Below are 20,138 nucleotides of genomic sequence, written 5' to 3'. Positions count from 1 at the left end.
GCAGCGGTAGTGCACAGCCGCGCCGGACGCCGGAGGGTCCACAGCGGGCGGTGGCCGGCGGGCCGCCGGACCGGCGCCGGCTCGTACGGTCCTGGCGTGGAGGTTCGGCGGCGGGACCGTAACGCGCGGCTGCGCGCGCTGACGTCGGCGGCGTACACCGCCGCCGCGGGTCACCTCGAGGTCACCCCCGAGGACGACGTCGTCCCCGCCCGGCGCCGTTGGGCGCCCTCGGCCCGTTCCGCCGTCGTCGCCGGCGCCGTGGTGCTGGCGTGCGCCCTCGCGGTCGTGGTCGGTGCGTGGCTGGGCCGGCCGGGCGACGCGGTGCCACTCCCCCCGCCCTCCGGGGGCGCCGCGGGCGGCGGCGTAGAGCCCGGGGTGGTCGAGCCCGGCCACGGCGTGGAGCCCTCGGGCGACGGCGAGGCGACGCCGGCGGGCGGGGCGTCGGCACCGCCCGGGACCGGTGACCCGGCCGTGCCGACGGGCGCGGCGAGCCCGCCTGTGGTCGTCGTCCACGTCGCGGGCTCTGTCGCGGACCCCGGTGTGGTGGAGCTGCCGACGGGCGCGCGCGTCCGCGAGGCCGTCGACGCGGCCGGCGGCGCGACGGTTGAGGCCGACCTGGGGGCGGTGAACCTCGCGCGCGTCCTGGTCGACGGGGAGCAGGTCTACGTCCCGGTCGAGGGCGAGCGGCCGCCCGGGGCAGACGCCGGCGGGGGAGCCGCTGCGGCCGGCGCGGGTGCGGGGGTCTCGGGCACCGACGGCGCCGGGGCCGGTGCGCCGGCCGGTGCGCCCGTCAACCTCAACACCGCGACCGCCGCCGAGCTCGACTCGCTGCCCGGGGTCGGGCCGGCCATCGCCCAGCGCATCCTCGAGTGGCGCGACCTCAACGGCTCCTTCACCTCGGTCGACGACCTCGACGAGGTCTCCGGGATCGGCCCCGCCACCCTGGAGCGGCTCCGCCCCCTGGTGACGGTGTGACCGCCACCGTGACGGAGAGGTCCGCCGCCGCCGGGCTGAGACGGCCCGGCGTGCCCGCGCGTCGCCGGACACGGGCCCCGGAGAGCGAGGCGTCGCGACCGCCGGCGCCCCTGGACGCCCGGCTGGTGCCGGCGGCGGCCGGGGCCTGGGCCGCCGCGCACCTCGGAGTCACGCTTCCCGCGGCGACGTCCGGCCTCGTCGCCGGCGCGGTGCTGCTCGCCTGCGCCGTTCCCGCCGGCTACCTCGTGCGCGAGCGCCGTCGGCACCCCGCCGGGGCACGGCGGCGGCTCCACCGCGGCGTCGCCGCGGCCCCGCCGTCGGGCGCCGCGCTGCTGGCGCTGCTCGTCGTGGCCGCCGTGCTGGCGGCCACGGGCGCCCACGTCCACGCCCGCGGCGGCGGGCTGCTGGCGGACCTCGCCGGGCGAGGCGCGAGCGCGGTGGTGACCGCCCGGGTCGCCGCCGAGCCGCGGCCCATGGAGACCCGCGAGTGGGAGGCGGAGGGCAGGTTCCGGGTGGTCGCGGACGTGGTGGAGGTGTCCGGGCGTGGCGCCCGGTCCCTGGCACGGGCACCGGTGGTCGTGCTGGGACCGGCCCCCTGGGGCGACCTGACCCTCGGCGAGCAGGTGCGCGTCCGCGGGACGCTGGTCGCCACCGAGCCCGGTGACGACGCGGCCGCGCTGCTGATCACCTCCCGCGAGCCGGAGCGGCGTGGGCGGCCGCCGTGGCACCTGCGCGTCGTGAACCTCTTCCGAGAGGCCCTGCGCGCGGTGACGGCGGACCTCTCGCCGCAGGCGCGCGGGCTGGTGCCGGGCATCGCGGTGGGTGACGACCGCGAGCTTCCCGCGGATCTGCGCGCCGACATGCAGGCCGTCTCGCTCACCCACCTCACCGCGGTCTCCGGCGCCCACGTGGCGATCCTGCTGGGAGCGGTGCTGGGGGCGCTCGTGTGGCTCGCGCCGCCCTGGCGCACGGGGGCCGGCGCGCTCGCCCTCGTGGCGTTCGTGGCGCTGGTGCGCCCGGAGGCCAGCGTGCTGCGCTCCGCCGTCATGGGCGCGGTGGTCCTCGTCGCCCTCCTGCTGGGTCGCCCGGCGCGCGCCCTGCCCGCGCTGTGCGGCGCCGTCGTCGCCCTGGTGCTGGCCGATCCCTGGCTCGCGCGGTCCTACGGGTTCGTCCTCTCGGTGCTCGCCACCGCCGGGCTGGTGCTGCTCGCCCGCCCCTGGGCGCGATGGCTCACACACGTCCTCCCGCGCTGGCTCGCGACCGCGGTCGCGGTCCCGGCCGCGGCGCAGGCGGCGTGCGGTCCGGTGGTGGTGCTGCTGACCCCGGCCGTCTCGCCCTACGCGGTGCCCGCGAACATCCTCGCGGCGCCCGCTGTCCCGCCCGCCACGGTCCTGGGCGTGGGCGCCACCGTGCTTGCGCCCTGGTGGCCGGTCGGGGCCGAGGCGCTGGCGGTCGCCGCGTCCTGGTGCACGGCATGGATCGCCCAGGTCGCCCGCGCCCTGGCCGCCCTGCCCGGAGCCCAGGTGGCCTGGCCGGGCGGCACGGGCGGGGCGCTCGCCCTCGCGGGGGCCACGGCGGCGGGCGTCGCGGTCCTCGCGCGCGCCGGGCCGCGCCGAACGCGTCCCGCCGTGCCCGCCCTGGCGGTGCTGCTCGTGCTGCTGGTGCTGCCCGGCCCCCGCCAGGTGGTCGGCGCATGGCTTCCCGGCGGCCGCCCCCCGCCGGACTGGGTGGCCGTCCAGTGCGACGTCGGCCAGGGGGCCGCGTTCGTCGTCCGTTCGGGCCCTGGCGCGGCGGTGATGGTCGACGTCGGGCCCGCCGGCGGCGCGGCGGCGGACTGCCTCCGCGCCGCGGGCGTCCGGCGTCTCGACCTCCTCGTCCTCACCCACGCCCATGCCGACCACGTCGGCGGGCTCCCGGAGGTCCTGGCGGCGGTCGACGTGCAACGGGCGGTCCTCGGCCCCGGGTCGGACCCGGCAAACGCGGTCGGGGCGGTGCAGCGCCAGCTCGCCGCCGCCGGCATCCCGGTGGACCGTCCGGTCGCCGGCGGGCCGGGCGCCCGGGGCCGAGCCGGCGAGGTCGGCTGGGAGGTCCTCGGGCCCGCGCCCGACGCCGTCGCCGCGGGGACCGGCGAGGCGGCGGTCAACGACCTGTCGCTCGTGGTGCGCCTGGACGCCCCCGGCCTGCGGGTGCTGGCCCTCGGTGACGCCGAGCTGGACGGGCAGGCCCGCCTCGTGCGCCTCCTGCGGCGGTCGCCGGTCACGGTCCACGACGTCGTGGTGATGGCTCACCACGGCTCCCCGCGCCAGGACGAACGGCTGGCGGCGCTGCTCGCGCCGCGGCTGACCCTGGTGAGCGTCGGGGCGGACAACGACTACGGGCACCCGGCGCCGAGCGCCCTCGAGCTCTACGGGCGGTCCGGCCCGGTGCTGCGCACCGACGTGTGCGGAGCGGTGACGGTGGTCCGCACGGGCACTCCGGCGGGGCTGGGCACGCTCTCGTCCTGCCGGGCGGGCGGCGAGGGCAGCGGCGGTGAGGGCGGCGGACGGTAAGTGCGGCGCTCGTGCTGTCTGCAACAGTGCCATGCGCCGTCCCGCACGCGCGGTGCCGTGGCGGTGGATGGCGGACCGGGCGTGCGGGTGGGGCGTGGCAGGCTAGGGGAGTGCCACCCGCCCGCCGCAAGAGCGCCGCCCCCGCCCTCACCTGGGACCAGGTCGAGCTCGCGCCCGTCGTCCTGGTCCGCGGCACCGAAGGGCTCCTGGCCGACCGTGCCGTGGACCGCCTGCTCGAGCAGGCCCGGCAGGCGGACCCCGAGGTCGAGGTCACCCACCTCGAGGCGGCCGCGTACGAGCCCGGTCAGCTCGAGATGGTGGCCAGCCCGTCGCTGTTCGGCGAGCGCCGCTGCCTGGTGGTCGAGGGGGCGGAGGCGATGACGGACGCGTTCCTCGACGACGCCCTCGTCTACCTGCGCGCCGTGCCCGACGACGTCTGGCTCGTCGTGCGTCACAACGGCGGCGCCCGGGGCAAGAAGCTGCTGGACGCCATCGCCGCCGGCGGCCACCCCGTGGTGACCTGCGACCAGGTCAAACGGGACGGCGACAAGGCCGACTTCGTCCGGGCCGACTTCCGCCGTGCGCGCCGGCGCATCGAGCCCGACGCCGTCCAGGCGCTCGTCGAGGCCACCGGCGCCGATCTGCGCGAGCTCGGCGCCGCGACCAGTCAGCTTATCGCCGACACCACGGGCACCGTGACGACCGACGTGGTCCAGCGCTACTACGGCGGACGGGTGGAGGCGACCGGGTTCAAGGTCGCCGACGCTGCCGTGGCCGGGCAGGCCGGGGAGGCGGTCGCGCTCCTGCGCCACGCCGTCGCGACCGGCACGGGGCCGGTGCCGATCGTCGCCGCCCTGGCCGTCAAGCTGCGCACGCTCGCGAAGGTCGCCGCCACCCGGGGCCGTGCCGGCGTGTCCGTCGGGGAGCTCGGGCTCGCGCCCTGGCAGGTGGACCGGGCACGGCGCGAGCTGGGGGACTGGACCCCGGAGGGGCTGGCCACGGCCATCACGGCGGTCGCCGCCGCCGACGCCGAGGTCAAGGGACTCGGCCGCGACCCGGTGTTCGCCGTCGAGCGGGCCGTGCTCAAGGTCGCGGCCGCGCGCGGACGCCGCTGAGACGCCGCCGCCGAGACCAACGGCCGGCGCCCGAACGGCGCCGCTGAGACGCCCCTGAGGGGTACGTCGCCCGGCAACTACCGTTGGTGCGTGACCGCTCAGACGACCCGCACCCAGCGCCTCGACCGGCTGCCGTTCACGCGTCAGCACGGGCGACTGATCGTCGGCTCGGGCGTGGGCTGGGCGCTGGACGCCATGGACGTCGGCCTCATCTCCTTCGTCATGGCCGCTCTCGCCGTGCAGTGGGAGCTCGAGGACACCCAGCTGAGCCTGATCGGGTCGATCGGCTTCGTCGGCATGGCGCTCGGCGCATCGCTCGGCGGCCTGCTCGCCGACCGCATCGGGCGCCGGAACGTCTTCGCCCTGACGCTCCTGGTGTACGGGCTGGCCACCGGCGCGTCGGCTCTCGCCACCTCGGTGGCGGCCCTCGTGGTGCTGCGCCTCGTCGTCGGGCTCGGGCTCGGCGCGGAGCTCCCGGTCGCGTCCACGCTGGTGAGCGAGTACGCGCCCAGCCGCATCCGCGGCCGGCTCGTCGTCGTCCTGGAGGCCTTCTGGGCCGTGGGCTGGCTCGCGGCGGCCCTGATCGGCTACTTCGTGGTCTCCGACACCCAGGACGGCTGGCGGTGGGCCCTGGCCCTGGGCGCCGTGCCCGCGCTCTACGCGATCTACGTCCGCCGCAGCCTGCCCGAGTCCGTCCGGTTCCTGGAGGCCCGCGGACGTCACGCGGAGGCCGAGCAGGCCGTGCGCCGGTTCGAGGACTCGGACCCGCTGTTCGCCCGCACGACGGCGGAGCCCGCCGCGGTGCCGGACGCGGGAGCCTCGTCGGCGGCGGTCGCCGGCGCTGCCGTCGCGGCACCGGGGGGCGCGGCACCCCGGGTCGCGGGACCGGAGGCAGCACTGCCGGAGGCAGCGGCGCCGGAGGCCTCGCCGTCGCCCCGCGGGCTGTCCGTCATCTGGGGCCGGGCGCTGCGCACGCGCACCACCGGGCTGTGGCTGGTCTGGTTCTTCCTGAACTTCGCCTACTACGGGGCGTTCGTCTGGCTGCCGACGTTGCTCGTCGCCTCGGGGTTCGACCTCGTGAAGTCGTTCGAGTACACCGTCATCATCACGGCGGCCCAGCTCCCCGGGTACGCGGCCGCGGCGTACCTGATCGAGCGGTGGGGCCGCCGGCCGACCCTGGCCAGCTTCCTGGTCGGCGCCGCGGCGGCCTCCTACCTCTTCGCCGTCGCCTCCACGCCCGCCGGTGTGATCACCGCCGGTTGCCTCCTCTCGTTCTTCGCCCTCGGCGCCTGGGGCGCGCTCTACGCCGTCACGCCGGAGATGTACCCGACCCCTGTGCGCGGCAGCGGGGCCGGGTGGGCCGCCGGGTTCGGCCGGATCGCCTCGATCCTGGCTCCGCTCGCCGTGCCGGTCCTCAACCGCGGCGGCGAGATCTGGCTGGTGTTCACCGCGTTCGCGGTCGCGTTCCTCGTCGCGGCCGGCGGCGCGCTCCTCCTGGCCGAACGGCGGGGCCTCGCCCTCGAGGAGTGACGTCGCGGCGGTCGCGACCCCGAGCGTTCACCGGCCCGCCACCCGACACTCCACCGGCCGTCGCCAGGACGCCACCTGGGCGCGGGACCGTGTGGACGTGCGAGTTGCGATCGTCACCGAATCGTTCCTGCCCGCAGCCAACGGGGTGACCACCTCCGTGCTCCGGGTCCTCGACCACCTCGCCGCCCGCGGGCACGACGCCGTCGTCGTCTGCCCCGGGCCCGCTCCCCGCCGGTACGCCGGCTTCCCCGTGGTCCAGGCATCCTCGTTCAGCTACCGCGGCTTCCGGGCCGCCGTGCCGAGCCTCCAGCTCGTGAAGACGCTGGACTCCTTCGCCCCCGACGTCCTGCACGCCGCGTCGCCGTTCGGGCTCGGAGCGCAGGCCCTCGTCCTGGCGCGACGCCGGGGGGTGCCCACCGTCGCCGTGTTCCAGACCGACGTGGCCGGCTTCGCCCGCAAGCACGGGCTCAGCGCCACGGCCCCCGGCATCTGGCGATGGCTCCGCTACGTCCACGCCTGCGCGGACCTGACCCTGGCCCCGTCGAGCGCCTCGCTCGCCGACCTCGCAGCAGCGGGTGTCGAGCGGACCGAGTGGTGGGGCAGGGGCGTCGACGCCGAGACCTACCACCCGCGCCACCGCACCACGCCGGAGGGGGCGGCCCTGCGCCGGCGCCTCCTGGCCGGGGCGCCGGAGGGGGCCGTGCTCGTCGGCTACGTCGGGCGCCTGGCGCCGGAGAAGCGGGTCGAACGCCTGGCCGTCCTGAACGACGACCCTCGCGTGCGCCTGGTCGTCGTGGGGGACGGGCCGTCCCGTCCCGCTCTCGAACGACAGCTGCCCGGCGCCGCGTTCCTCGGACGCCTCGACGGCGCCGAGCTGGCCCGGGCCTACGCGGCCCTGGACGTCTTCGTCCACACCGGCACGCACGAGACGTTCGGCCAGACGCTCCAGGAGGCCATGGCCAGCGGCGTCACCGTCGTGGCCCCGGCGGCCGGGGGCCCGTTGGACGTGGTGGCCGAGGGGGACACCGGCTACCTCTACGCCCCCGAGGATGACCGGGCGCTGGCGGGCGCCGTGCGCGTGCTCGCCGCCGATCCCGCCATGCGCGCCCGGATGGGCGAGGCCGGCCGGCGGCGGGTGCTCCCGCGCTCCTGGGCCGCCCTGGGCGAGGCGCTCCTCGGGCACTACGCCACGGTGATCGACCGGGCCGAGGCCCGCGTCGCGCGCCAGGTCGCCGGCTTCGAGCGCCACCAGTACAGCGAGCGCCACCAGTACAGCTGACAGCGGGACGACGACGGCGCCGCCCCCCGAGGGGAGCGGCGCCGTCGTGGCTCAGCGAGCCGTGCGCTCAGAGCGCGGAGACCTGGCTCAGAGCGCGGAGATCTGCTTGGCCAGCTTCGCCTTGCGGTTGGCGGCCTGGTTGGCGTGGATGACGCCCTTGCTGGCGGCCTTGTCGAGCTTGCGGCCCGCCGTCTTCAGCGCGGTGGCCGCGGCGTCCTTGTCGCCGGCGGCGAGGGCCTCGCGGACCCGGCGCACGTGCGTCTTGAGCTCGGACTTCACGGCCTTGTTGCGCAGCCGCGCCTTCTCGTTGGTGAGGATGCGCTTCTTCTGGGACTTGATGTTCGCCACGTTAAGGGACTCTCTTCTGCGTTCGCCGGAGCGATCTGTCAACGGTCGTGAGGGATTCGCCGCGACCGGGACTGGGGCGTGGGGGTACCTCGTGGTTGGTCGTTGGCCGGGTCGCAGCCGACCGGGCGGCGACCCAAGCGAAAAGACTACCAGCCGGGCGCCCGGACGGGCGAGGCCACGCCGACGTGACCGAGGTCTCGCGCCGGCGGCCCTCAGCCGTGGTGCGCGCGGAGGGCGGCGGCGACCTGCTCGAAGCGGGCCCTGTCGAGGGAGCCGCCGTTGCGGCGCACCGCCATCGGCTCGACGAGCAGCAGCCGGTCCAGCCGGACCTCGCTCTCGCGCCCGCGGGAGTCCCAGTCGCCGGAGCCGACGTCGATCCAGCGCCGCCCGTACCAGGCCTCGTCGGCGGCGTCTCGGTCGTGGTCCTTGGAGGTCATCTGCGCGACGACGAGGCCGGCCCCCTCCCGTGCCAGGACGAGCACCGGCCGGTCCTTGCCGCGGCCCGGGTCGTCGTCGTAGGGCACCCACGTCCACACGACCTCGCCGGGGTCGGGCTGGTCGTCGTGCCGGGGGTCGTAGTCCAGCTCGGGCAGACCGAGCCGGGCGACGTCGTACACCACTGTCTCGCGTGAGGCCGCCTCGACCTGCTGCTCACCGGCGGACGCCCGCGGCGACGACGTCCCCCGTGGTCCGGCGTCACGGCGGGGACGGCGCGGCTGGCCGCGCGAGGGGTCGTCGGTGCGGCGGGATAGGTACTGCCGGGCCGCGTCGCCGGCCGCGCGGCCGGCGATCCGGATCGCCCTGCGGAGGATCGAGCTCATGGCGGCCCAGGCTACCGAGCGGCGGTGACGGCGCATCCCTGGGCCGTCCGGCCAAGCAGCGGCACCGGGGGACCGGCGGTGGCACCGGGGACCGGCGGTCGTCGGGAGGTGAGCAGCTGAGTCAGGAGGCGAGCAGCAGAACGGCCGTGACGACCGCCCCGAGCGTGCCCAGCGGGACCGCCGCCAGCGTGCCGAGCAGCGCGAGGATCGTCACGCGCAGGTCGTCGGCGAGGTAGGGCGCCCGGACCGTCCCCCCGGCCGCCACGAGGGCTGCCCGTTGGGCGGCCTCGACGCGCGGGAGGAAGCGGGCGGTGCGCACGGCTCCCTCGGCCATCGCTGCGTTGAGCGTCTCGACCTCGTCCTGGAGCGCGTAGCGGGAGGGGTCCCGGCCGTTCGAGTCGACCACGACCACTTCTCTGCTGCCCCCGACGAGCGTCTGACGGAGGTCGAGATCGTGCGTCTGAGCCTGCAGCCGGGCCCGGCGCACGGTGAGGACCAGTACGGGGAGCGCGAGGACGGCGGCGAGCCCGAACGGTATCCAGGCCGTCCAGCCCGATCCGTCGGTGCCGAGGAGGAGGCCGAGGAGTGCGAAGATCCCGACCGCCGTGGCCGCGGCGCTGAGCAGCAGGGCGCCGGGACGGCGCGCCACGCGCACGAGCGTCGGTACCACCTGGTTGAGCATGTCGCCGGCCGCCGTCATACGGCAAGCCTCGCACGACGGCGCAGCGCGGGGCCGCACGCTCACCCGTGGGCGAACACCGGGAACTTCTGGGTCGGTCCCGTCGTGGCGGACGGCTTCGTCGTGCCGGAGGGCTTCGTCGTGCCGGACCTTTTCGCCGTTCGGCCGGGCGCCGTGGGACCATATGGTCTGGTCCAGTCCCGCGCGCCCGCGCGCTCCGTCCGTCTCCCGAGGTAGCTGCGTGTCACCCATCCCCAGCCCGGCACAAGCCGCGCAGATCCGCCCGGCGGCGACCCCGCCCGAGCTGCTGCGGAACTTCTGCATCATCGCCCACATCGACCACGGCAAGTCGACGCTGGCGGACCGCATGCTGCAGCTGACCGGGGTGGTCGACGACCGCGCCATGCGGGCGCAGTACCTCGACCGGATGGACATCGAGCGCGAGCGCGGCATCACCATCAAGTCCCAGGCCGTGCGCATGCCGTGGGAGGTCGACGGCCAGCCGTACGCGCTGAACATGATCGACACGCCCGGCCACGTGGACTTCTCCTACGAGGTCAACCGGTCGCTGGCCGCCTGCGAGGGCGCGATCCTCCTCGTGGACGCAGCGCAGGGCATCGAGGCGCAGACCCTGGCGAACCTCTACATGGCCATGGAGAACGACCTCACGATCATCCCGGTCCTGAACAAGATCGACCTGCCCGCGGCGCAGCCCGAGAGGTACGCGGAGGAGCTCGCGAACCTCATCGGCGGCGACCCTGAGGACTGCCTGCGCGTCTCCGGCAAGACCGGGGCCGGCGTGCTGGACCTCCTCGACCGCATCGTGCAGGAGATCCCCGCGCCCGTCGGTAACGCCGACGCGCCGTCGCGCGCGATGATCTTCGACTCCGTCTACGACACCTACCGCGGCGTCGTGACCTACGTCCGCGTCATCGACGGTCAGCTCAGCCCCCGCGAGCGGATCCAGATGATGTCCACGCGGGCCACGCACGAGCTGCTCGAGATCGGTGTCATCTCGCCCGAGCCGACCCCGTCCGAGGGGCTCGGCGTCGGCGAGGTGGGGTACCTCATCACCGGCGTGAAGGACGTGCGCCAGTCCAAGGTCGGCGACACCGTCACCAACCTGTCCAAGCCGGCGGCCGAGGCCCTGGGCGGCTACCGCGAGCCCAAGCCCATGGTGTTCTCCGGGCTCTACCCCGTGGACGGCTCCGACTACCCGGTGCTGCGCGACGCCCTCGACAAGCTCAAGCTCAACGACGCCGCGCTGGTCTACGAGCCGGAGACCTCCGTCGCGCTCGGCTTCGGGTTCCGCTGCGGCTTCCTCGGGCTGCTGCACCTTGAGATCGTCCGGGAGCGCCTCGAGCGCGAGTTCGACCTCTCGCTCATCTCGACGGCGCCCAACGTCTCCTACGACGTCGTCACCGAGGACGGGACCGAGGTCCGCGTCACCAACCCCAGCGAGTTCCCCGAGGGCAAGATCACCTCGATCCGCGAGCCCGTCGTGCGCTCGACCATCCTCGCCCCCAGCGAGTTCGTCGGCGCGATCATGGAGCTGTGCCAGGCGCGGCGCGGCACGCTGCTCGGCATGGACTACCTGTCCGAGACCCGCGTCGAGCTGCGCTACACCCTGCCGCTGCAGGAGATCGTCGGGGACTTCTTCGACCAGCTGAAGTCCAAGACCCGCGGCTACGCCTCCCTGGACTACGAGCCCTCCGGCGACCAGGAGGCCGACCTCGTCAAGGTCGACATCCTCCTCAACCACGAGCACGTCGACGCGTTCTCCGCGATCGTCCACCGCGACAAGGCCTACTCCTACGGCGTGACCATGGCCGGCAAGCTCAAGGAGCTGATCCCGCGCCAGCAGTTCGAGGTCCCGATCCAGGCGGCCATCGGCGCGCGCGTGATCGCCCGCGAGACGATCCGGGCCCTGCGCAAGGACATGCTCGCCAAGTGCTACGGCGGTGACATCAGCCGTAAGCGCAAGCTGCTCGAGAAGCAGAAGGAGGGCAAGAAGCGCATGAAGAACATCGGCCGGGTGGAGGTCCCCCAGGAGGCGTTCATCGCCGCGCTGACCTCCGACGCGCCCACCGGCAAGAAGTAGTGGCCGGCGTCGTCAGCCACGTGTGCCGCGTGGCGGAGCTGCACCTGGACGGCGGGAGCGTCGGCGTCACGGCGATCGACAAGCGGCCCGCCGAGGGCCCGGTCCGGGTGGGGCGCTACGGCCTTCGCGGCGACGTGCAGGCCGACCGCAAGGACCACGGTGGCCTCGAGAAGGCGGTGTACGCCTACGACCAGGCCGAGGCCGACTGGTGGGCGGGCGAGCTCGGCGAGGACGTACCCGCCGGCCGGTTCGGCGAGAACCTGCGCGTGTCCGGCCTGCCGGTGGACGACGCCGAGATCGGGGAGCGGTGGCGCATCGGCGACACCCTCGAGGTCGAGGTGACCGGCCCCCGCACGCCGTGCGCGACGTTCGGGCGCTGGCTCGGCCAGGACGGCTGGGTCCGCCGGTTCACGCAGCGCGGGCGACCGGGCGCCTATCTCAGGGTGCTCGTCCCCGGTGAGGTCCGCGCGGGGGACACCGTCACGGTGACGCACCGACCCGGCCACGGCGTCACCGTCGCCGGCTGGTTCCCCGCGCAGGGGGTCGACGACGCCCGCACCCTTCTCTCCGCCGAGGGCGACGGCCAGATCGCCATGGCCGCCTACCTGCGCGAGCACGTCGCCCGGGTGGCTGCGCGCGCCGCCGTGCCCGCCGGCTGACGGCCGACCGCGGGAGCCGCGCACACGCGCGCTCCCCGAAGAGCGATGATTGGACCCCATGCCCCCCGCCCTGCCCGACGGCGAGACGCCGCCCGACGACGGCGCCCTGCCGGTCTCCAGCGCCCACGGCGCCGCCGCGCGCGACCTCGGCGTCTACCTGCACGTGCCGTTCTGCCGCGTGCGCTGCGGCTACTGCGACTTCAACACCTACACCAACGCCGAGCTCGGCGGCGGTGCGAGCGCGGCCAGCTACGCCACCACCGCCCTGCGGGAGATCGAGCTGGCGGCACGGGTGCTGTCCGACCCCACGCTCGCCGACGCCGGGCTCCCGGCGCGCGAGGTGTCGACGGTCTTCGTCGGCGGCGGGACCCCCACCATGCTTCCCGTCGCGGACCTCGCCAGGATGCTCGGCGCCGTGCGCGACACCTGGGGGCTCGCCCCGGGCGCGGAGGTGACGACGGAGGCGAACCCCGACTCGGTGGACGCCGCCTCCCTCGCCGCCCTCGCCGCGGCCGGCTTCACCCGGGTCTCCTTCGGGATGCAGTCGGCGGTGCGCTCGGTGCTCGAGACCCTCGACCGCACGCACGATCCCGCACGGCTGCCCGACGTCGTCCGGTGGGCTCGGGACGCCGGCCTCGAGGTGTCCGTGGACCTCATCTACGGCACCCCTGGCGAGTCCGTGGACAACTGGCGCACCAGCCTCGACACCGCCGTCGCCCTCGAGCCGGACCACGTCTCCGCCTACGCCCTGGTGGTCGAGCCGGGCACCAAGATGGGGGCCCAGGTCCGGCGCGGTGAGCTGCCGCTCCCGGACGACGACGACGCCGCGACCAAGTACGAGCTCGCCGACCGGGTTCTCTCGGAGGCGGGCTTCCGGTGGTACGAGGTCAGCAACTTCGCCCGGACCGACCCCGCCGACGTGCCGGGACGGCCGCCCCGCCACGCGAGCCGGCACAACCTCTCCTACTGGCGCGACCAGGACTGGTGGGGCGTCGGCCCCGGCGCGCACAGCCACGTGGGCAACGTGCGCTGGTGGAACGTCAAGCATCCGCGCACCTACGCGTTCCGCCTGGAGCAAAGCCTGAGCCCGGCCGCTGGCAGGGAGGTCCTCGACGACGCGACCCGCGAGCTCGAGAGGATCATGCTGGGCGTGCGCCTGGCCGACGGGCTCGAGCTCGAGCCGGGGACCGGACGGGTCCCGGAGCGCCTGCGCGGCACGGTTGCCGACCTGCTCCGCGAGGGGCTCGTCGACTTCGCCGCCGCGCGACGCGGCAGGGTGCAGCTCACGCTCCGGGGACGCCTGCTCGCCGACGCCGTGGTCCGTGCGCTGACCGACTGAGACACCCTGTCCGGCCGCCGGGTGAGGCGGGGCGTTCATCCGGCCGATCGGCCCTGGGGCCGTTGACGTGGCGCGCACGGGGCGGTTTGGTAGGGGGTGCCGGTCCATGGCAGCTTGCCCAGACCGAGAAGGAGCGCTCCCATGACGCAGACCCCACCTCCGGAGCGACCCGAGGACCCCCTGGTCCCGAGCCCGTCGGGGGAGCAGCCCCCCGCCTACGGTCAGCAGCCGTACGGCCAGCAGCCCCCGGCCTACGGTCAGCAGCCCCCCGCCTACGGTCAGCAGCCGTACGGTCAGCAGCCTGCGGCCTACGGTCAGCAGCCGTACGGCGAGCGACCCCCGTACGGTCAGCAGCCGCCCGCCTACGGGCAGCCCGCGTACGGCGGACCACCGGCGGCGCCCCAGGCCCAGGAGGCCTACGGGCAGCGGACGGCGTCGGTGGGCGAGGCGTTCCGCTACGCCTGGCAGGGCTTCAAGGCGAACGCCGGGCCGTGGATCGTCGCGGCCCTCGTCCTGCTCGTCGTCGGCGGCATCGGCTCGAGCATCGAGCAGACGATCCGCAACCAGAACCTCGGCACCAACCGCCTCGACCCGACGGCGACCTTCGCGTTCGACCCGGCGGCGTCGGCCGTCAACCTGCTCTTCACGATCATCAACTTCGCGATCACCGCGGGCCTGGTCTCCGCCGCGCTCCGGACGGTCGACGGCAGGCGGCTGGAGCTCGGGGACTTCTTCCGGGTGCCGAACTTCCTCCAGGCGTTGCTGGCCGCCGTCCTCATGGCGATCCTCACCGCGGTGGGGTTCGTCCTGCTGATCATCCCGGGCCTTATCGTGCTCGTCCTCGGGATGTTCTACCTCCAGTTCGCCATCGACCGCCGGTTCTCGGCCGTCGACGCGATCCGGTCGAGCTTCCGTCTGGTCAAGGACAACCTGGGCACCGCGCTCCTGCTGATCCTCGCGAGCATGGGGGTGGCCATCCTGGGCGCGATCGCGCTCGGCGTGGGCCTGCTCGTGGCGATCCCGATGATCACGATCGCCACGGTGTTCGTCTACCGCAGGCTCACGGGCGGGCCGGTCATGGTCCCGGGCAGCGCCTGAGCCGTGCCGGGCCGCTCAGGCGCCCTCGGGCACCGCGGTGACGAAGTCGATCAGCTCCTCCATCCGCCCCAGGAGGGCGGGGGAGAGGTCCTTGTAGTCGCGCACCCGGCCCAGGATGCGCTTCCAGCCGCGGGCGATGTCCGCCTGGTCGGCGTGCGGCCACCCCAGGGCCCGGAGCGTACCGACCTTGATGTCGGTCCCGCGTGGGACGTCGGGCCACGCACTGAGCCCCACCCGTTCCGGCCGGACGGCCTGCCACACGTCGACGTAGGGATGCCCGAGCACCAGGACGTGCTGCCCCGCCGGCCCGCCGGTCACCCTGGCGGCGATGCGCGACTCCTTCGAGCCCGGCACGAGGTGGTCCACCAGCACGCCGGCGCGGCGGGTGGGGCCCGGCCGGAAGTCACGCAGCACGGCCTCGAGGTTGTCGACGCCGTCGAGCATCTCGACGACGACGCCCTCGACCCGCAGGTCGTCGCCCCAGACCCGCTCCACCAGCTCGGCGTCGTGACGGCCCTCCACCCAGATCCGCGAGGCGCGGGCCACCCGGGCACGCTGGTTCTCGACGGCGAGCGAGCCGGACGCCGTCAGGCGGCGGCCGCCGGCCGTGGTGGGGCCCTGGCGCCGCGGTCCGGCGGCAGGCGGGGTGAGGGTGACGGGCCGGCCCTCCACCCAGAAGCCAGGTCCGAGCGGGAAGGCGCGCCGCCCGCCGTGCCGGTCCTCGAGCACCACGACGTGCATCCCGCCGGACTTCTCCACCCGGACCACCGCGCCCACGAAACCGGAGGTCACCTCCTCGACCACGAGGCCGGACTCGGCCGCCTGGTCCCGGCTGGTCGGCCGGTGCGCGAAGGATCCGCTGCGGTGCGGGTCGGCGGAGAGGACGTCGGAGCCGTAGCGGTCGTTCACCCCGGCAGGTTACGCAGTGTGGGCACCGCCACCGGTGCACCCCGGGGCGTGGCGCGTAGGATTAGCACTCAACGGTTGAGAGTGCTGAAGCGTGAGGAGGACGCAGTGAGCGAGGAGCGCCGCCTCGACGTGCTCCGGGCGATCGTCCAGGACTACGTCTCCACGAGGGAGCCGGTCGGTTCGCGCGTGCTGGTGGAGCGCCACGCGCTCGGGGTCTCGCCGGCCACGATCCGCAACGACATGGCCGCCCTGGAGGAGCACGGGCTCATCGTCCAGCCGCACACCTCGGCCGGCCGGGTGCCCACGGACAAGGGCTACCGCGTCTTCGTCGACCAGATCGGCGCCATCAAGCCCCTGTCCGCCGCCGAGAAGCGCGCGATCCAGGTGCTGCTCGACGACGCCGTCGACCTCGACGACGTCGTGGAGCGGACCGTCCGCCTGCTCGCCCAGCTCACCCACCAGGTGGCTGTGGTCCAGTACCCGTCCCTGCGGCGCTCCACCCTGCGCCACCTCGAGCTGGTGCCGCTCAGCCCCCAGCGCCTGCTCGTCGTGATCATCACCGACACCGGGCGCGTGGAGCAGCGGACCATCGAGACCGCCGCGGAGATCGACGCCGGCGTCACCGCGGAGCTCCGCGCCCGGCTGAACGTCATCTGCGCCGGCCGGCGGCTGCAGACCATCTCCCAGGAGCTCGCGGCGCTGCCCGCGCAGTTCGCCCCGGCCCACCGGCCGCTGGTCGAGGCCGTCAGCGCCCAGCTCACCGACACCCTGCGCCTCGACGCGGAGGAGCGCATCGTCATGGCCGGCACGGCGAACCTCGCGCGGGCGGATCTTGACTTCAGCCACACGATCAGCCCGGTGCTCGAGGCGCTCGAGGAGCAGGTGGTGCTGCTCAAGCTCTTCTCCGAGATGGAGGAGGACGCCGTCGCGGTCCGCATCGGTGCCGAGAACCACCACGAGGCGCTGGCCGAGGCGTCGATCGTGGCCAGCGTCTACGGTGGTGAGGAAGCGTCCGACGGCGTGGCGCGCCTCGGGGTGCTCGGCCCCACCCGCATGGACTACCCGGGGACCATGGCGGCCGTGCGCGCCGTGGCCCGCTACCTCTCCCGAATCCTCGCCGGGTAGCACCTCGCGGCCCCCGCCGCCCGCACGCAGACCGACATTCCCCAGCAGAGAGTGACGTGGTGAACGACTACTACGAGATCCTCGGTGTCTCCCGCCAGGCGAGCGGCGAGGAGATCAAGAAGGCCTACCGGAAGCTGGCCCGCAAGCTCCACCCCGACGTCGCGGGCCCCGAGGCGGCCGACGGGTTCAAGGACGTCACGCGTGCCTACGAGGTTCTCTCGAACCCCGAGAAGCGCCAGCTGTACGACATGGGCGGGGAGTCCGCCCTCGGCGGCGGCGGCGGGGCCGGCGCGGCCGGGTTCGGCGGCTTCCAGGACATCTTCGAGACCTTCTTCGGCGCCGCCGCCGGCGGCGCGCCGCGCGGCCCGGTGCCGCGCGGGCGCCGCGGCCAGGACGCCCTGGTCCGCCTCGACATCGAGCTCTCCGAGGCCGTCTTCGGCGCCACCCGCGAGCTGCAGGTGGACACCGCCGTCGTGTGCCCCACCTGCCACGGCTCGTGCTGCCGCCCCGGCACCTCCCCGCGCACCTGCGAGGTGTGCCACGGCCGCGGCTCCGTCCAGCGCGTCACCCGCTCCTTCCTCGGGCAGGTCATGGCCACGACGGCGTGCTCCGCGTGCCAGGGCCACGGCACCGTCATCCCGGACCCGTGCCAGGACTGCTCCGGCGAGGGCCGGGTGCGCACCCGCCAGACCATCCGCGTCGAGGTGCCGGCCGGCGTCGACTCCGGCACCCGGATCCGCATGACCGGACAGGGCGAGGTCGGCCCCGGCGGCGGCCCCGCCGGCGACCTCTACGTCGAGATCCGCGAGAAGGCCCACCCGCTGTTCGTGCGCCGCGGCGACGACCTCCACTGCACCCTCGCGCTGCCGATGACCGCCGCCGCCCTCGGCACGGTCACCACGCTCGACACCCTCGACGGCCCGCGCGAGATCGACATCGAGCCCGGCACCCAGCCGGAGCAGGTCTACACGCTGCGCGACCTTGGCGTCGGCCACCTCCACCGCGGCGGACGGGGCGACCTGCACGTGCACGTCGACGTCCAGGTCCCCACCCGGCTGGACGAGCGCCAGCGCGAGCTCCTCGCGGAGCTGGCCGCGCTGCGGGGCGAGGAGCAGCCCGAGTCGCGGCTCGCCGCCTCCGGCACAGGCGTCTTCTCCAAGCTGCGCGACAAGCTCGCCGGCCGCTGAGGCGATGACCACCGCGGTCTTCCACGCCGACGCCGACACGCTGGCGACGGCGGTGACGGGTGCCGTCGTCACGCTCCGCGGCGAGGAGGCCCGGCACGCCGCCACCGTCCGGCGCATGCGCGCCGGCGAGGCGGTCGAGCTCGTCGACGGCGCCGGACTGCGCGTCTCCGGGACGGTGGCGGCGGCCGCCAGGGACGAGCTCTCGGTAGCCGTCACAGCCGTGACCCGCGAGCCCGCGCCGGCCGTCCGCCTCGTGCTCGTCCAGGCCCTGGCCAAGGGCGGCCGGGACGAGCAGGCGGTCGAGACCGCCACCGAGCTCGGCGCCGACGGGCTCGTCCCCTGGCAGGCGTCCCGCTCCGTCTCAGTCTGGTCCGGACCGAAGGTGGAGAAGGGCCGACGGCGGTGGGAGGCCGTCGCCCTCGCCGCCGCCAAGCAGTCCCGGCGGTCCTGGGTGCCGTGGGTGCACGACCTCGTCGCCACCCGTGAGCTGGTGGCCGCCGTCGCCTCCGCCGTCGCCGCGGGCGGGGCGGTGCTCGTGCTGCACGAGCAGGCGGCCGTGCCGCTGTCGGCGGCCGTGCTGCCCGACCCGGGCCGGGTCAGCGCGGGCGGCGAGGCGGGACTGGCGCGCCCCACGGACGTCGCGGTCGTCGTCGGGCCCGAGGGCGGCATCACCGACGAGGAGGTGGCGGCCCTGGCCGCCGCCGGTGCGCAGCCCGTCCTCCTCGGCCCCCACGTGCTGCGCACGTCGACCGCCGGCCCGGCGGCCCTGGCGGTCCTGTCCCAGCGCCTCGGGCGCTGGGGCTGAGCGGCGGGCGGCCCGGACGATATCCTGCAACCGGCGAGGCACGACCGTGCGGCGCCGCGACCGATCCTCGAGGAGAGCCAGGGCCCAGCGCCCGTCACCATGTCGCAGAACCCCGAACCGGACGACACCGACGTTCCCGTCGGCCACGTCCAGCGCCAGGTCACCGTCCCCGAGTCCGTGCCGATGGTGGTCCTGCTCGGCCAGCGTGACGAGGTGCTCCGCGCCGTCGAGGGCGGATTTCCCGCCGTGGACGTGCACGCGCGCGGCAACGTGGTCACCCTGACCGGCCCGACCGGCGAGGTCTCCCTCGCGGAGCGGCTGGTCGAGGAGCTCGCGACCGTCGCCGCCGTCGGCCAGCCGCTCAGCGCCGACGCCGTCGGTCGCGCCATCACCATGCTGCGCGGCTCCGCCCTCGAGCGGCCCGCCGACGTGATGACCACCAACATCCTGTCCTCGCGGGGCCGGACCATCCGGCCCAAGACGATCGGCCAGAAGCGGTACGTCGACGCCATCGACAGCTCGACCATCGTCTTCGGCATCGGCCCGGCGGGCACCGGCAAGACCTACCTGGCCATGGCGAAGGCGGTCAACGCGCTGCAGTCCAAGCAGGTCAACCGGATCGTGCTGACCCGCCCCGCGGTCGAGGCGGGCGAGCGGCTCGGCTACCTCCCGGGCACGCTCAACGACAAGATCGACCCCTACCTGCGTCCGCTCTACGACGCCCTGCACGACATGCTGGACCCGGAGTCGATCCCGAAGCTCATGGCCGCCGGCACCATCGAGGTGGCCCCGCTGGCGTACATGCGCGGGCGCACGCTCAACGACGCGTTCATCATCCTCGACGAGGCCCAGAACACCTCGCCCGAGCAGATGAAGATGTTCCTCACCCGGCTCGGGTTCAACTCCCACGTGGTGGTCACCGGCGACGTCACGCAGGTCGACCTCCCGACGGGCACCCGCTCCGGCCTGCGCGTGGTCCAGGAGATCCTCGCCGACATCGAGGACGTGACGTTCTGCCGGCTGACCAGCGCCGACGTCGTCCGGCACCGCCTGGTCGGGGAGATCATCGACGCCTACGAGCGGTGGGACGCGACCGCACGGCCGCACGACGGCAAGGGCCGGCATCCCGGCGGCCGCCGCGAGAGTCACGGGGAGAGCCGATGAGCACCGAGGTCGCCAACGAGTCCGGCTACGAGGTCGACGGCGAGGAGTTCGCCGCGCTCGCCCGGTACGTGCTCGAGGAGATGCGCGTCCACCCCCAGGCGGAGCTGTCCATCATGTTCGTCACCACGGACGTGATGTCCGAGCTCCACGAGCGCTGGATGGACGAGCCGGGGCCCACCGACGTGCTGTCCTTCCCCATGGACGAGCTGCGTCCCGGACGGGCCGGCGAGGAGCCCGTGGAGGGCACGCTCGGCGACATCGTCCTGTGCCCCGAGGTCGCGGCCGAGCAGGCCCGCGCGGCCGGGCACTCCACGGTCGAGGAGCTCCTGCTCCTGACCACCCACGGCATCCTGCACCTGCTCGGCTACGACCACGCCGAGCCCGAGGAGGAGAAGGAGATGTTCGACCTCCAGCGCCGGCTCCTCCTCACCTTCCTCGCCGGACGCTAGGGGAGC

General features: G+C 74.9%; 18 protein-coding genes. 14 read left to right on the top strand and 4 right to left on the bottom strand.

Annotated features, from left to right (window positions below; all coding sequences use genetic code 11):
• Window positions 1-96 precede the first annotated feature (96 nt).
• From ABD774_RS03205 to ABD774_RS03185, 5 genes are all read left to right on the top strand, one after another.
• Complete coding sequence (locus ABD774_RS03205; RefSeq protein WP_345037559.1) at window positions 97-975, top strand: ComEA family DNA-binding protein; 879 nt, start codon at window positions 97-99, stop codon at window positions 973-975.
• Window positions 972-3,524: a ComEC/Rec2 family competence protein gene (locus ABD774_RS03200; protein ID WP_345037556.1), complete on the top strand. Its 2,553-nt coding sequence runs from the start codon at window positions 972-974 to the stop codon at window positions 3,522-3,524. Before ABD774_RS03205 ends, ABD774_RS03200 begins: the two co-directional genes overlap by 4 nt.
• 110 nt (window positions 3,525-3,634) lie before the next feature.
• Window positions 3,635-4,639 carry a DNA polymerase III subunit delta gene (gene holA / locus ABD774_RS03195; RefSeq protein WP_345037554.1) on the top strand — a complete coding sequence of 335 codons (1,005 nt, stop codon included), beginning with the start codon at window positions 3,635-3,637 and terminating at the stop codon, window positions 4,637-4,639.
• Between the two features lie 90 nt (window positions 4,640-4,729).
• Window positions 4,730-6,169: an MFS transporter gene (locus ABD774_RS03190; RefSeq protein WP_345037551.1), complete on the top strand. Its 1,440-nt coding sequence runs from the start codon at window positions 4,730-4,732 to the stop codon at window positions 6,167-6,169.
• 97 nt (window positions 6,170-6,266) lie between these two features.
• Complete coding sequence (locus tag ABD774_RS03185) at window positions 6,267-7,448, top strand: glycosyltransferase family 4 protein (protein ID WP_345037549.1); 1,182 nt, start codon at window positions 6,267-6,269, stop codon at window positions 7,446-7,448.
• A gap of 87 nt (window positions 7,449-7,535) precedes the next feature.
• On the opposite strand, the gene rpsT is transcribed toward ABD774_RS03185, so the two are convergent.
• From rpsT to ABD774_RS03170, 3 genes are all read right to left on the bottom strand, one after another.
• Entirely contained in the window at window positions 7,536-7,796 is a 261-nt protein-coding gene (gene rpsT, locus ABD774_RS03180) for a 30S ribosomal protein S20 (RefSeq protein WP_248256153.1), read from the bottom strand.
• A 212-nt stretch (window positions 7,797-8,008) separates the two neighbouring features.
• A complete protein-coding gene (locus ABD774_RS03175) occupies window positions 8,009-8,617 on the bottom strand; it encodes a type II toxin-antitoxin system PemK/MazF family toxin (protein WP_345037544.1) in 609 nt (202 codons plus the stop codon).
• Window positions 8,618-8,738: 121 nt separating this feature from the next.
• A complete protein-coding gene (locus tag ABD774_RS03170) occupies window positions 8,739-9,317 on the bottom strand; it encodes a hypothetical protein (RefSeq protein WP_345037542.1) in 579 nt (192 codons plus the stop codon).
• A gap of 220 nt (window positions 9,318-9,537) precedes the next feature.
• On the opposite strand from ABD774_RS03170, the gene lepA reads away from it, so the two are divergent.
• From lepA to ABD774_RS03150, 4 genes are all read left to right on the top strand, one after another.
• Window positions 9,538-11,397 carry a translation elongation factor 4 gene (lepA, locus tag ABD774_RS03165; protein WP_345037539.1) on the top strand — a complete coding sequence of 620 codons (1,860 nt, stop codon included), beginning with the start codon at window positions 9,538-9,540 and terminating at the stop codon, window positions 11,395-11,397.
• Window positions 11,397-12,056 carry an MOSC domain-containing protein gene (locus ABD774_RS03160; protein WP_345037537.1) on the top strand — a complete coding sequence of 220 codons (660 nt, stop codon included), beginning with the start codon at window positions 11,397-11,399 and terminating at the stop codon, window positions 12,054-12,056. The genes lepA and ABD774_RS03160 overlap by 1 nt, the downstream gene beginning before the upstream one ends.
• A 58-nt stretch (window positions 12,057-12,114) precedes the next feature.
• A complete protein-coding gene (gene hemW, locus ABD774_RS03155; RefSeq protein WP_345037534.1) occupies window positions 12,115-13,395 on the top strand; it encodes a radical SAM family heme chaperone HemW in 1,281 nt (426 codons plus the stop codon).
• 141 nt (window positions 13,396-13,536) lie between these two features.
• On the top strand, window positions 13,537-14,493 hold the full coding sequence (locus tag ABD774_RS03150) for a DUF2189 domain-containing protein (protein WP_345037532.1): 957 nt from the start codon (window positions 13,537-13,539) through the stop codon (window positions 14,491-14,493).
• 15 nt (window positions 14,494-14,508) lie between these two features.
• On the opposite strand, the gene ABD774_RS03145 is transcribed toward ABD774_RS03150, so the two are convergent.
• Entirely contained in the window at window positions 14,509-15,402 is an 894-nt protein-coding gene (locus ABD774_RS03145; RefSeq protein ID WP_345037530.1) for a DUF3097 domain-containing protein, read from the bottom strand.
• A gap of 105 nt (window positions 15,403-15,507) precedes the next feature.
• On the opposite strand from ABD774_RS03145, the gene hrcA reads away from it, so the two are divergent.
• The 5 genes from hrcA to ybeY all read left to right on the top strand — a co-directional run bounded on the left by hrcA (window position 15,508) and on the right by ybeY (window position 20,132).
• Window positions 15,508-16,527 carry a heat-inducible transcriptional repressor HrcA gene (hrcA, locus tag ABD774_RS03140; RefSeq protein WP_345037528.1) on the top strand — a complete coding sequence of 340 codons (1,020 nt, stop codon included), beginning with the start codon at window positions 15,508-15,510 and terminating at the stop codon, window positions 16,525-16,527.
• Window positions 16,528-16,586: 59 nt separating this feature from the next.
• A complete protein-coding gene (gene dnaJ, locus ABD774_RS03135) occupies window positions 16,587-17,714 on the top strand; it encodes a molecular chaperone DnaJ (RefSeq protein ID WP_345037526.1) in 1,128 nt (375 codons plus the stop codon).
• A 4-nt stretch (window positions 17,715-17,718) separates the two neighbouring features.
• Window positions 17,719-18,519 (top strand): 16S rRNA (uracil(1498)-N(3))-methyltransferase, encoded by an 801-nt coding sequence (locus tag ABD774_RS03130; protein ID WP_345037524.1) that lies wholly within the window; start codon window positions 17,719-17,721, stop codon window positions 18,517-18,519.
• A gap of 99 nt (window positions 18,520-18,618) precedes the next feature.
• Window positions 18,619-19,683: a PhoH family protein gene (locus ABD774_RS03125; RefSeq protein ID WP_345037522.1), complete on the top strand. Its 1,065-nt coding sequence runs from the start codon at window positions 18,619-18,621 to the stop codon at window positions 19,681-19,683.
• Window positions 19,680-20,132 (top strand): rRNA maturation RNase YbeY, encoded by a 453-nt coding sequence (gene ybeY / locus ABD774_RS03120; RefSeq protein ID WP_098485052.1) that lies wholly within the window; start codon window positions 19,680-19,682, stop codon window positions 20,130-20,132. Before ABD774_RS03125 ends, ybeY begins: the two co-directional genes overlap by 4 nt.
• Window positions 20,133-20,138 lie beyond the last annotated feature (6 nt).

Source organism: Georgenia daeguensis (genome assembly GCF_039537705.1).
GTDB classification, from domain to species: Bacteria; Actinomycetota; Actinomycetes; order Actinomycetales; family Actinomycetaceae; genus Georgenia; species Georgenia daeguensis.
This window is presented reverse-complemented; position numbering and strand designations above follow the sequence as displayed.

Excerpts from the sequence above, each read along its gene's own strand:
- ybeY (WP_098485052.1), top strand. The coding sequence starts at position 19,680 with ATGAGCACCGAGGTCGCCAACGAGTCCGGCTACGAGGTCGACGGCGAG.
- ABD774_RS03170 (WP_345037542.1), bottom strand. The coding sequence starts at position 9,317 with ATGACGGCGGCCGGCGACATGCTCAACCAGGTGGTACCGACGCTCGTG.
- ABD774_RS03125 (WP_345037522.1), top strand. The coding sequence starts at position 18,619 with ATGTCGCAGAACCCCGAACCGGACGACACCGACGTTCCCGTCGGCCAC.
- hemW (WP_345037534.1), top strand. The coding sequence starts at position 12,115 with ATGCCCCCCGCCCTGCCCGACGGCGAGACGCCGCCCGACGACGGCGCC.
- ABD774_RS03175 (WP_345037544.1), bottom strand. The coding sequence starts at position 8,617 with ATGAGCTCGATCCTCCGCAGGGCGATCCGGATCGCCGGCCGCGCGGCC.
- ABD774_RS03150 (WP_345037532.1), top strand. The coding sequence starts at position 13,537 with ATGACGCAGACCCCACCTCCGGAGCGACCCGAGGACCCCCTGGTCCCG.
- ABD774_RS03130 (WP_345037524.1), top strand. The coding sequence starts at position 17,719 with ATGACCACCGCGGTCTTCCACGCCGACGCCGACACGCTGGCGACGGCG.